Annotated in this window: 11 protein-coding genes; all 11 read right to left on the reverse strand. The window is 33.6% G+C overall.

Features of this window, described 5'->3' with window-relative positions:
- Nucleotides 1-468: 468 nt before the first annotated feature.
- Nucleotides 469-1512, reverse strand: a complete 1044-nt coding sequence (locus ACYQ39_RS07380) for a LacI family DNA-binding transcriptional regulator (RefSeq protein WP_459841718.1) — start codon at nucleotides 1510-1512, stop codon at nucleotides 469-471.
- A 211-nt stretch (nucleotides 1513-1723) separates the two neighbouring features.
- Complete coding sequence (locus ACYQ39_RS07385; protein ID WP_459841720.1) at nucleotides 1724-2809, reverse strand: iron-containing alcohol dehydrogenase family protein; 1086 nt, start codon at nucleotides 2807-2809, stop codon at nucleotides 1724-1726.
- Nucleotides 2810-2845: 36 nt separating this feature from the next.
- Nucleotides 2846-4567 carry a dihydroxy-acid dehydratase gene (ilvD, locus tag ACYQ39_RS07390; protein ID WP_459841722.1) on the reverse strand — a complete coding sequence of 574 codons (1722 nt, stop codon included), beginning with the start codon at nucleotides 4565-4567 and terminating at the stop codon, nucleotides 2846-2848.
- A gap of 117 nt (nucleotides 4568-4684) precedes the next feature.
- Nucleotides 4685-5833: a galactonate dehydratase gene (dgoD, locus tag ACYQ39_RS07395; protein WP_459841724.1), complete on the reverse strand. Its 1149-nt coding sequence runs from the start codon at nucleotides 5831-5833 to the stop codon at nucleotides 4685-4687.
- 30 nt (nucleotides 5834-5863) lie between these two features.
- The gene (locus ACYQ39_RS07400) at nucleotides 5864-6520 is read right to left on the reverse strand and encodes a bifunctional 4-hydroxy-2-oxoglutarate aldolase/2-dehydro-3-deoxy-phosphogluconate aldolase (RefSeq protein WP_459841726.1); all 657 of its coding nucleotides are present in this window, start codon (nucleotides 6518-6520) and stop codon (nucleotides 5864-5866) included.
- A gap of 16 nt (nucleotides 6521-6536) precedes the next feature.
- The gene (locus tag ACYQ39_RS07405; RefSeq protein ID WP_459841728.1) at nucleotides 6537-7487 is read right to left on the reverse strand and encodes a sugar kinase; all 951 of its coding nucleotides are present in this window, start codon (nucleotides 7485-7487) and stop codon (nucleotides 6537-6539) included.
- Nucleotides 7488-7726: 239 nt separating this feature from the next.
- On the reverse strand, nucleotides 7727-9052 hold the full coding sequence (locus tag ACYQ39_RS07410; protein ID WP_459841730.1) for a TRAP transporter large permease: 1326 nt from the start codon (nucleotides 9050-9052) through the stop codon (nucleotides 7727-7729).
- A gap of 26 nt (nucleotides 9053-9078) precedes the next feature.
- Nucleotides 9079-9627, reverse strand: a complete 549-nt coding sequence (locus tag ACYQ39_RS07415; protein WP_459841732.1) for a TRAP transporter small permease — start codon at nucleotides 9625-9627, stop codon at nucleotides 9079-9081.
- A 71-nt stretch (nucleotides 9628-9698) separates the two neighbouring features.
- On the reverse strand, nucleotides 9699-10760 hold the full coding sequence (locus ACYQ39_RS07420; RefSeq protein ID WP_459841734.1) for a TRAP transporter substrate-binding protein: 1062 nt from the start codon (nucleotides 10758-10760) through the stop codon (nucleotides 9699-9701).
- Nucleotides 10761-11170: 410 nt separating this feature from the next.
- Nucleotides 11171-11953 (reverse strand): IclR family transcriptional regulator, encoded by a 783-nt coding sequence (locus ACYQ39_RS07425; RefSeq protein ID WP_459841736.1) that lies wholly within the window; start codon nucleotides 11951-11953, stop codon nucleotides 11171-11173.
- A 187-nt stretch (nucleotides 11954-12140) separates the two neighbouring features.
- Nucleotides 12141-13457 (reverse strand): RNA polymerase factor sigma-54, encoded by a 1317-nt coding sequence (rpoN, locus tag ACYQ39_RS07430; protein WP_459841738.1) that lies wholly within the window; start codon nucleotides 13455-13457, stop codon nucleotides 12141-12143.
- Between the last annotated feature and the right edge of the window lie 78 nt (nucleotides 13458-13535).

Below are 13535 nucleotides of genomic sequence, written 5' to 3' on the forward strand. Positions count from 1 at the left end.
ATCATATATAAATAAAAGCCTGCTAAATCTACAGAATTGAATATAATATAGATTTAAGCAGGCTTATACACTTATAAGATAATCCTACTTTTATTAAATTTTAATAGTAAATCTTTTATATAAATATTTTGCTTATGGAAATTGTTTTCCACAGGTTAAAAAATATTATAGTTACTTATATAACTTATACTTTCACTTATATTACAAAATCCCTTTTATCAATTATAAATGTGTCTCATTTATAGATTAAATTGAATGATCAGGAGTATATTAAAAGAAAACTACTATATTTTTTATACTGAAAAAATGATTATTATATAGATAGTAATATCTTACTTTTCTTCGGAAAATGTTTTCCGAAGAAATAAGATATAATTTTCAATTCATCCACTTATATTATAAAATATATTATATTAATTATCAACATTTATTTGAATATAAAACAATTTTTAGTAACAATGATATTTTTTAGTCTAAATCTTTAACAGATAATCTTTCAATTAAATTAACTTGGACATCAATTTCATTACCAAAAATTATATTTTCATTGTTTTGCAAAGAATCGATTATATAATTTCCAATCTGAACTCCTAGTCTATAAATTGGCAAAGAGATCGTAGTCAATGGTGGGTAAGAATATTTAGCATCAGGAATATTGTCAATTCCAACTACTGAGATTTCTTCAGGTATCTCTATCCCTTGATTTTTTAATTCCCACATTAAACCTAAAGCTGTTTCATCATTAGAGGCTACAGCAGCCGTTATATTATTATCCTTTCTAATATTTAATAATTTTAAAGCTGCTTTTCTCCCTCCTTCAAAAGTAAAATCTCCTTCTAGTATAAATTCTTTGTTAGGTTTTATATTCCTAGATACTAATGCACTTTTATATCCTTTAAGCCTCTCTCTAGTAGTACTTAATATTTTAGGTCCATCTATATAAGCTATCTTCTTATGACCTTTATTTAATACATAGTCAGTAATTGTCTGTGTAGCAAGTTGATTACCAAGTTCAATATTCTTTATATTGAAAGGATGGGAAGTCACACCAACTATAACACTTCCTTGATTCTTTAAATCTTGGATATATCCTTCCATCTGTTCTTTATATTTAGAATCTATAAGGTTACCTCCTGCAAAAACTATTGCATCGGCTCTATTAGCTTTTAACATATTTACTGCATGTAATTCTTTATCCACATCTCGACTAGTATTATAAATATTTATAATGTAATCATAATCAAAAATAACCTCTTCAATTCCTTTAACCATTTGAGCAAAATAAGCATCACATATGTCATGTACAATAACTCCAATTATCCGAGATTTATTACTCTTTAATCCTTGAGCTATACGATTGGGCTCAAAATTTAATTTTTCTATAGCTTCTTCAACTTTAGCTCTTGTTTCATCACTTACAGGATGATCACTATTATTTATTACACGCGAAACTGTTGTAGGTGAACAGTTGGCTAAATTAGCAACATCCTTAATGGTAATTTCTTTGCTCATTCTTACACACCCTTTTATTCTTTTGTTGGAAATCGTTTTCCAATCCAGTTATAGAATACTAAATTAATCTGTAATAGTCAAGTTTAATCCTTTATTTCTTTGATTTAATGTTAATATTATCTTCAAATTATTATCTAATACTATTTCTCTAAGCAATTAATAATTGTAATTTTATAAAAAGATAAACCGTTGGAAAGACCAACGATTTATCTTAAAAGCTTTCTCTACCTAATTCATCTATATACTCAATAGCTTCGATAACCATTTCTGTAGTCACTTTAAAAGGCATATTCTCCATATCTTCTGCGCCAGCAGCAGCTTGAGCAACTTTCTGTAATTCCTCTTGGCTAAGGGGAGCAATTTCTGATAACTTAATAGGAACTCCACATTCTTTAGCTAATTTGATTTCTGATAATACTTCATCTCGACTTCGACTCTCTAAAGCTAACAAACAAAGATTACCAAAACCAACTAAAAATCCATGTCCTATATCTTGGGTTTTAGCTAAATTAGTAAAGCCAAAGAAGATTGAATGAGAGGCTGCTCCTCGACACTCCTCTCCACCTAAAATAGAAGACATTCCGGCATAAAAGATAATGGCATCAATTACATACTCTAAATCTTGATTTAATTTTTTCTCTTCTACAGCTTGCTTGGCCTCAGGGCCAAATTCCTTAATTACATTATAACATATCTTACCATTATCTATTCCACCTTCAGTCCAACTAGTAGTAGGAATTTGACTAGTTGTAGCTCGTAACTCATACCACTTAGCTAATGTATCTCCCATTCCTGCAAATAACCACTTAGCTGGTGCCTCTAAAATAATATCAATATCTACAAATACTGCTCTCGGACAAACTGATTTAGAACTATTGGCTAAATGGACTCCTTTCTGATTATAAATAATAGACAAGGGAGTAAAAGCAGCACAGGTAGCCGCTATAGTAGGCACAGTAACACAAGGTAAATTAGTCTGATAAGCAACTGCTTTTCCTGTATCTAGTGACTTTCCTCCTCCAACTGAAATAATCAATTCAGCCTCTTCTTCTCTAATCTGATCACTTAATTTATCTATATTATCCCAAGTACATTCTCCTCCGTACCATTCTATTCCTACAACCTCTAAATCAGTTTCTTTTAAACTGGCTAAAATCTCTTCTTGAGCAGCCTGCAAAGCTTTTTTTCCACCAATTATAATTACTTTTTGAGCTTGCTGCTGGCAGAAATCCCCTAATTCTTCTAGAACTCCTTGACCTCTTTTATAGACAGCAGGAATTCTTAAATCAGTTTGCATTTTCTCACCTTCTTTCAGAGTAAGATTAAAATTATATTATTCCATATAACCACCTTGCATTGGAGAAGTAGCTAACTTAGCATACTGAGCCAATACGCCTTTCTTAGCACCTACATCTGGCTTAGTCCAGTCTTCTTTTCTAGCTGCTAATACTTTCTCAATCTCAGGGGCTGATTTCTCTTCTCCAGCAACTCCTACAATCTCTAATTTTCGCTCTGGGATATTAATTTTAATCAAATCCCCATCTTCTACTAAAGCAATTGGCCCTCCAGCTGCAGCTTCAGGAGAAACATGACCAATAGCTGGTCCTCTAGTTGCACCTGAATAACGGCCATCTGTAATTAGAGCAGTACTAGATACTAACTCTGGATCAGAAGCAATTGCCTCTGTAGTATAGAACATCTCAGGCATACCAGTACCCTTTGGCCCTTCATAACGAATAAAGATTACATCACCTGGTTCCATCTTCTGATTAAGAATTGCATCTCTTGCCTCTTCTTCACAGTCAAAGACACGAGCCGGGCCAACATGATCATGCATCTCTTCGGCCACTGCAGAATGTTTAACTACAGCACCTTCAGGAGCTAAATTACCCTCTAATACAGCCACTGCACCTTCATCAGAAATTGGTTCTTCTCTAGACACTAAAACATCATCTATTTCAACAGAGTAATTATCTTTAAATTTAGCCCTACAGTTCTCAATAAACCCTTTTTCCTTTAAATCCTCTAGATTCTCACCTATAGTCTTACCTGTAACTGTCATCTGATCAAGATGTAATAAGTCTTTAATCTCTTCCATTACTGCTGGTACTCCTCCAGCATACCATAAAGCCTCACAAGCATGTTCTCCACTAGGAATCACATTAGCTAAATAAGGAGTGCGGCGATGAATCTCATCAAATAATTCTGGTTCAATCTCAATATCTGCTTCATAAGCTATAGCCGGAATATGTAATAGAGCATTTGTAGAGCCAGCTACTGCTGCATGAAGAGTAATTGCATTCTCAAAGGCCTTCTTAGTCAAGATATCACTTGACTTAATATCCTCTTTAACTAAATCTAAGATCTGCTCTCCAGCACGCTGGGCAAAATCATCAAGAATCTGATCCTTAGTTGGAGCCAACGCCGAACCAGGTAAAGCCAAACCTAAAGCCTCAGCAACTACCTGCATAGTATTAGCAGTACCCATAAACTGACAAGAACCACAACTTGGGCAGGCCTCATTCTGATACTCAGTAAATTCTTCTTCTGTAATCTCTCCTCGCTCTAGCTGAGCAGCATAGGTACCTATCTTCTCTAAAGTTAAACCTTCTTTACCAGGACTCATAGTTCCGCCAGGCACATGAATCATTGGCATATCTACTCTAGCTGCAGCCATTAGATGAGCTGGAATAGCTTTATCACAAGAAGAAGTAAATACAACTCCATCATAAGGATGCCCCAAAGCATGAATCTCAACCATATTAGCAATCATCTCTCGTGAAACAAGAGAATAGTTCATTCCATCATGGCCTTGAGCTACACCATCACATATATCAGTTACTGTAAATTCAGCCGGCTTAGCTCCTACATTATCTACTCCATTAGCTATTTCATCAACTACTCTATCTAAATGAAAACTACCTGGATGGCTTGGCCCGTAAGTACTATCGACTAGAATTTGGGCTTTAGATAAATCATCTCTATCCCAGCCTGCAGCCAATCGTAAAGGATCAATTTCAACTCCTACTTCTCTTAGTTTCTGACTCTTTAGCATATTTATCTCCTCCATTTCTTAATTTAAGTTTTAGCTTTAGATTAAGTTTGAGTCAACCAAACTATTTTTTAATCTTACTTAAGATTAAACTTAAACTCAGACTTAATCTCAATCTTACTACCACTCAGCAACTGTTCCATCTTTATGTCTCCAGACAGGATTCTTCCAATTATGTCCTTGTTCAGCCATTTTATGAACATGTTGCTCATCAATTTTAATCCCTAACCCTGGACCTTGGAGAATATCTACGTAACCATCTCGGTAGTCAAATACCGATGGGTCAACTAAATAATCTAATATATCACTGCCTTGATTATAATGAATTCCTAAACTCTGCTCTTGGATATAGGCATTATGGGCTGTGGCATCTACCTGTAAACAGGATGCTAAAGCAATTGGCCCTAATGGGCAGTGAAAAGCTACTGCTACATCATATGCCTCGGCCATAGCAGCGATCTTCTTACACTCTGTAATCCCTCCAGCATGAGAAAGATCAGGTTGGATAACATCCACATACCCATTAGCCAGTAGATCTTTAAAGTCCCAACGAGAGAACATTCTCTCTCCTGTTGCAATTGGAATCTTAGTCTGTTTAGCAATCTCTTCTAAGTTTTCATTATTCTGTGGTAGTACTGGCTCTTCAATAAACATTGGTTTATAAGTTTCTAGTTCCTTAGCTAATACCTTAGCCATTGGCTTATGTACCCGGCCATGAAAATCAACTCCAATACCGAAATCATCTCCTACACTCTCTCTAATAGCTGCTACTCTATCTACTACTTCTGCTACTTTCTTATTAGAATCAATATATTGTAACTCTTCAGTTGCATTCATCTTAATAGCAGTAAATCCTGCTTCTGCTCTTTCTTTAGCTGCCTTTCCTACATCACTTGGTCTATCTCCACCAATCCAAGAGTAAACTCTAATTGAATCTCGACAAGCTCCACCTAATAGTTCATGGACAGGAGCATCATAATATTTCCCTTTAATATCCCAAAGTGCCTGATCAATTCCAGCAATAGCACTCATTAAAATTGGCCCGCCACGATAAAAACCAGAGCGATATAAAACTTGCCAGTGATCTTCTATCCTAAGAGGGTCTTTTCCAATTAAATACTCACTTAACTCTTCTACAGCGGCTCTTACTGTATGAGCCCTTCCTTCAACTACTGGCTCCCCCCAGCCACTAATCCCTTTATCAGTTTCAACTTTTAAAAATAACCATCTTGGAGGAACAATAAAGGTTTCTAGCTTAGTAATTTTCATCTCTATCACCACTTTTAAATTTTTTAATCCCTAAGCTAACGATTCTCTAGTCTCCACTACAATTTGAGTTAATTGTTTAGCCTTTTCAGTTATGACTTCATAATTCTCATTTGCTATAGCTTCTTTATCCATTAAAGCGCCTCCAGCTCCAAGAGCTACTACTCCCGCTTCAATAAAATCAGCAGCATTATCTAAACTGACTCCTCCAGTAGGCATCATTGGAATATGATCCAAAGGACCTTTGACACTCTTAATATATTTAGGGCCCATAACTCCTGCTGGAAATACCTTTACTAAGTCTGCTCCAGCTTGATAGGCATCAACAATCTCAGTTGGCGTCATCACTCCTGGAACTACTACTTTTCCATAGCGATTACAGACTTTAATTACATCTTGATTTAAGTTAGGGGCAAAAACAAATTCAGCTCCTGCTAAAATAGCAGATCTAGCTGTTTCACCATCTAGCACTGTTCCAGCTCCTACAATTGCTTCTGTATCCTTTACTTTCTCTGATACTTCTTCAATTAGATCTATAGCTCCAGGAGAATTTAGAGTTATTTCTAAAGCTTTTACTCCTCCCTCTAATAGAGCATCAACAATATTAATTACTTTATCAGTTTCCATACCTCTAATGACTGCTACAACTCCACTATCAACAATTGTTTGTAGTTTTTCTTGTTTTTCCATTTTTATCCCTCCACTACTATCTAGTAATAGCGTCTTTTTGCCCAGTAAATACTTTAATTTCTTCTCTGGTAGGCAGTCCTTCTACATCACCAGTAACTGTAGTAGCAAAAGCTCCTACTGCATTAGCTATCTTAGTAGATCCTACTAAACCTTTCCCTCTCAATTGACCTGAAATAAATCCAGCTGCAAAACCATCTCCTGCTCCAATTGGATCTACAACTCTCTCTACTTGATAACCTGCCACCTTCTCCTTATTCTCTTTATTGGCTACTAAAGCACCATCAGCACCTAATTTAACTACTACAGTTTCAGCACCTAAATCTAGAATTTGATGGGCTATTTCTATTGGATCATCTGTTCCAAATAAGATTTCTCCTTCTTCTAGTCCAGGTAATATAATATCTGATTTCTTAAATAAATCTAATATAACCTCCCGCATTTTTTCTTTATCCCATAATTTCAAACGTAAGTTAGGATCTAAAGAAACTTTAACATTATTCTTACTAGCTATTTCAATTGCTTTTAAAATTGTTTTATAACAGGAGTCACTTAATGCTGGAGTAATTCCTGTTAAATGTAGATATTTAGCTTGAGCAATATAATCTTCTGATAAATCCTCTGGTTTCATCTTACTAGCAGCTGAGCCATGTCTATAATAGTAAACATTGCTTTCTCCTAATTCTCTTCTATCTTTAAACATCAAGCCAGTAGGAGCTTCAGAGGTAAACTTGACCTGAGAAGTATCTACACCCTCACCTCTAATAAAAGATTTCACATACTTACCATGTGGGTCTTCACCTAATTTACTAAACCAACCTACCTGATGACCTAGTCTAGATAAGCCAATAGCAAAATTACTTTCTGCTCCTCCCAATTTCTTCTTATAATCATAAATATATTTTAAGTTTCCTGTTTCTACAGGATTCATCATTACCATAGTCTCTCCAAGGGTAACTACATCTAGCATAACTTTCCCTCCTTAACCAGACTTATTATATTTCTTATCAATAAACTTAATATGAGATTTCTTGTAATTATCCTTTATTAAGTATCACAATCTCCTTTCAATTTATCTAAAGAAAAGTTTTGTTTCTGTATAAAAAACTATGTTTTGAATGTATGGCAAAAAATTTAATGATTTTATTTATACTGTAGTGGAAATAAAAGAAAGATTCTATTGTAAGCTATTTACAATGAATCTTCCTATTAACCTGTCACCATATTAGGAATAAACATTACTAATTGTGGGAAAAGAATTAATAAGATTAATATAGATAATACTGTAAATAAGAATGGTAAAATAGACTTAACTAACTCTTCCATACTTACATCTCCAACACCACAAGCCACATAAAGCACTGTACCTACTGGTGGAGTAATTAATCCTATTCCTAAGTTAATACACATAATCACACCAAAATAAACTGGACTAATACCAAGCTGTTCAACTACTGGTAATAAAATTGGAGCCAAAATCAATAAAGCTGGAGTTAGATCCATTACACAACCAACAACTAATAATAATACATTAATGATCAAAAGAACTACTGTTTTGGAACTAGCAATACTAGTAATTAAAGCAGCCAACTTATATGGTACTCTTGCTGTAGTTAACAACCAAGCTGTTACCATTGCCATTCCACATAAAAATAATACAGTTGCTGTAACTCTAGCTGTCTTTAACAATAGATTAGGAATATCAGAAATCTTAATTTCTTTATAAACACCAATTGCTAACACTAAAGCTAAAACTACTGCAATAGCCCCTGCTTCTGTAGCAGTAAAGATTCCTCCTAGAATCCCTCCTACAATTAATAATGGTAAAGATAATGCCAAACTTGCTTCTTTAAAAGAGGAAATAACCTCTGAAAGATCAAATCCTTTTTCTTTTCTATCAACTATACAAGATTCTGCATTATTATAACTACCAGCTTCTAGACAACCATACCCATTCTTTTTAGTTGTGATATAAGTAGTTAACATTAAGCCAGATCCTACTAAAATCCCCGGAACAATTCCTGCTAAGAATATCTGAGCAATTGAGGTGTTAGTTGTAATTCCATATAGGATAAATGGAATACTTGGAGGAATAATAATTCCAATTACAGCCGATGCAGCAGTAATACCAGATGAATAATCAGCTGGGTAATTCTCTTCTACCATAGGAGGAATCAATAAACCTCCAATTGCAGCTGTATCTGCAATAGCCGAACCAGATATACCACCAAAAAACATACTAGCTAAAATATTAACATGTCCTAACCCACCAGTAATAAATCCAACCAATGAATCAGCAAACTTAACTAATCTTTTAGCAATTCCTCCAGTATTCATTATCTCACCTACAAACATAAAGAAAGGAATTGCTAATAATGGAAAACTATTAACTCCAGATATTACTTTCTTGGTCAAAATTACAAAATCAAAGTCCATAACTGACATAATTACTAGATTAGACAGTCCTAAACTAAATGCAACGGGAATTCCCATAAATACAAATAGGAATAAAGTCCCCAAAAATAACCATAACATATATTGCACCTCCTAGATTCTATATTTTATCTTTTATTTGTAACTTTCTTATCCTGATTAAGTTGATTAGTAGCTAATTCTTCCTTATTAGTTTCATCAGATTTATTATTCTTAAAGCAGTTTATCAAATTTTCAATTCTTACTTTCAACTTGCCTAAAGCAAGGCAGAACATAAAAGTTGCAGTAATAGGAATGATCAAATAGACCTTACTCATTGGAATTTCTAAAGCAGGAGAGGTATTACTAGTAAATTGTACAACAGTAATCCCTGTCTTAACTAATATACCAATTACAAATAGAACAGCTAAATCTCCAATTACTCTAACTATATGACTGACTTTCTCTGGTAATGCATCTACTACAAAATCTAAACCAATATGTTCATCCTTCTCATAAGCCAATACTGCACCTAAAAATGTTAGCCAGATAAATAAAAATCTTGCTGCTTCTGCTCCCCAACCTAAAGAATCATTTAATACATACCGAGAAAATACATTCATATTAACAATAACCATAATAATCAATGTAATTGCCATTACAAAATACTTATATAGATCATATATCTTTTTAAACACTTAAATTCACCTCCTTTATTTTAATATAAGGGAGGAGAACCCCCCTTATATTCTAACTTGCTATCTTAAAGTTACTTCTGTTGCTGAAATTCTTCAACTTCTTGTAATACTGCTTCAACAAAGTCAGCACCAATTTCATCTTTATACTTATTGTATACTGGCTGTACTGCTTCTTTGAATGCTTTCTTCTGTTCAGGTGAAAGGATAGTTACATTCATCTTCTCTTTCAACTTAGCAATATATTCTTCATTCTTGCTGCGAGTTAACTTTCTTTCATAATCTTTAACTTCAACTGCTGCCTCTTTAACAACTTTCTGTAAGTCAGTAGGTAGCTTATCATAGAACTTCTTAGACATTAATAATACAAATGGAGAGTAAACATGACCAGTATTAGTTACATAATCTTGAACTTCATAGAAGTTTTGTAGATAGATTGTACCCCATGGATTCTCTTGGCCATCTACAACACCTTGTTGCATAGCAGAGAATAACTCACCAAAGGCCATTGGAGTTGGATTAGCTCCCATCTCTCTCCATGCATCTAAGTGGATTTGATTCTCCATAGTTCTTACCTTTAACCCTTTAAGATCTTCTGGAGTCTTAACAGGACGTTTACTATTAGTTAAGTGACGATATCCATTTTCCCAGTAAGCTAATCCTATCATACCATGATTAGAAATTTTACCAAGAATCTCTTGACCAAGCTCACCATCTAATACATAATCTGCTGCTTCATTACTTGGGAATAAGAATGGTAAATCAAAGATTTTAAACTCTGGTACAAATCCAGAAATTGGAGCACTAGAAGGACAAGTAACTTCTTGAGTTCCCATCTGTAGTGCTTCCATCATTTCACGATCATCGCCAAGTTGGCTTGAATGATATAACTCAACTTCAAGTTGACCATCACTTCTCTTTTCTACTAACTCTTTCCACTTTTCTAATGCTTTATACTGAATCGACTTATCATTTAATCCAATACCAGCCCGAATGGTATACGTCTTCTGCTCTTTAGCCTTATCATCATCTCCACCGAAGATCCACCAAGCACTTGCATCTCCAGAAGCAAAGAAGACTGAACCAGCCAATAAAACAAAGACTAAAACAACTGATGTAAGTTTCTTATTAAACATTTACATTCCCCCTTTTAGTTTAAATAACCCAGATAATATAAAAAGCCTACTTCCCCTATATTTAAAATTAAATATAGGTTCTAGTAGGCTTGTAAAATTATAGTCTTATTCTACTATTTTTATATTATGTTTTTAATTACAAAACTGAGTTTTGGCAAATGGGTAAAATTTTTAGTCGCTTACTTTTTTCTCACCTCCTTATAAAGACTGAGAAAAAACATAGCATTATTTTTATAAGCTTATTGTGAAAATATCGTATTATAAAACTATGTTTTAATATTAAAGTAATAAAAAATGATACTCTTGTTAAATTATTACTTGTTTCTAATTAAAAAACATTGTTTTATATTATTTACATTTATATTATATGATGGTAGATAACTTTTGTCAAGGATTTCTAATTTTATTTTTTATTGATGACTAGGACTATAGCCTAACCGATAGGATATCTGTAATCCAGTCTCTTTAACCTTCTCTGCCAATTCAGAAATCCTTTCCTTAGTAACTCTCATAGTTGGCCCAGAAATACTAACTGCAGCTACTACTTCACCATTATAATCAAAAATTGGTGCTGCTATACATCTAATCCCTAATTCATTTTCTATTTCATCTATTGCATATCCTCTTTCTTTAATTACCTTTAAATGTTTTTTAAACTCTTGTGGATCAGTAATTGTATTCTCTGTATATCTAGGCATTCCTTTTTTTCTAACTATCCTATCTATCTCTTCTTCATCTAAATAAGCAGCCATTGCTTTACCAACACTTGTAGAATGAACTGGACCTCTAGCTCCTACCTGAGAAACCATAGTAATTGTTTCTGGACTCTTTACTTTATCAACATATAAGACTTCTCCCTGATCTAGAGTAACTAAATGTACTGTTTCATTAGTCTGGCTAACTAACTCTTCTAGATATGATTTAGCATACTTTCTAACTTCTAAATCATTGAATATTCTACTCCCTAATTCAAATAGTTTTAATCCCAACTTATATTTTCCAGTTTCTTGATCTTGTTCAACTAGACCCCTATAAACTAAAGTAGACAATAACCTATGCACTGAACTCTTATGAACATCCAGTCTATTACCTAGCTCTGTCACCCCTAATCCATCTTCATATTTAGCTAATTCTTCTAAAATATTAATTGACCTATTTACAGATTTAACTAAATTATTTGGTTTCTTTCTCATATTTACTTCTCCTTTCTAATAACAAAACCTTGTTTTATATTATTATTCCCCTTTAGATGAAAATCCTGCAAGTATTCCAAAAAAACTAGACTTAATATAAAAAAGGCCAGGAGAAAATCCCCCCTGACCTTGAAACATATTATTTTAATTCTAGTCAATAATCATCTAATGAGATGAGTCAAGATTTTTAATCATATCTCTTTCTCTTTCGTGAAGAGGGAATCTTCAATTCCTTTCTATACTTAGCTACAGTACGCCGTGAAATATCTATTTCTTTATCCTCTAATTTATCTTTTAACTTTCTATCACTTAAAGGTTTCGTTGAATCTTCATTAGCTACTAGATCTTTAATATGCTCTTTTATGCTAACTGCTGATAAGCCTCCACTTCCAGTATCAAATAGAAACTTCATCGGAAATAAACCATGTGGTGTTTGAATATATTTATTACTGGTAGCTCGACTTACTGTTGATTCATGCATCTCAATTCGATTAGCTACTTGTTCCATAGTCATCGGCTTAAGATATTTTATGCCTTGGGCCAAAAAATCCTGCTGTAAAGATATAATCTCTTCAACTATACTATATACTGTCTGTCTTCTCTGCTCAATACTCTTGATTAACCATAAAGCTGAATCCAATTTATCTGATAAATAATCTTTACTTTGATGGTCAGAACCTTGTTCTAATAGTTTTAGATAGTAGCTATTAATATGCAGAGTAGGAAAACTAGACTGATTAAGAATAATTACATAATCACTTGCCGTTTCTTTAATGATAATATCTGGTTCAATATAATTATTTCCTTCTTTCTGCTCAAACCTTTCAGCTGGCAGAGGCGTTAATGACTTAATTAAGTCTACTAGTTGTTGTACTATAGTAACTTCAACCTTAAGACCTTGAGCAATCTTTCTTATCTGATTCTTATCTAATTCTTGTTGATAATGGGTGATTATTTGTTGGGCCAACTTAATTCGCTGCTGATTATTATGCTCCTTTAACTTATCTAACTGTAATAAAAGTGATTCTTGAATATTTTCAGTAGCAATTCCTGCTGGATCAAAACCTTTTACCTTAGCCAAAACTTTTTTTACCTTCTCTTTACTCACTTCTAATCTACTAGCCACTCTATCTAGTTCAGTAAAAAAACCTGACTTATCTAAGCTACCAATAATCTCTTTTCCTATTCTTTTTTCTTCTTCATTAGCTACTACTAAGTATAACTGCTCTTCTAGATGTTCTTCTAAAGTCAACTCTTTAGTCACAAAGTTTTCATAGTTAAACTCCTCTTCCGAATTGTCAGCTCCATAATTACCTGTCATTGACCTATATTGGTCTTCTAATTCTAACAATGGATTATCTAACATTTCATCTTCTAGATAATCCTTTAGTTCTAAGGTTGAAAACTGTAATAGTTTTATAGCTTGTCTTAACTTAGGGGTCATAGTCAATTTCTGTTTCTGCTGTTGTTCTTGCTGTAGATCAGCTATATAATCTAATTTCATAACTTACCCCGCCTTTTTAGTTGCTTTACCATTAGTTTATAAAAAAAAAGCCAACTACTCAAGAAGGAGTAGTTGGCC

This window comes from Halanaerocella petrolearia (assembly GCF_054657875.1).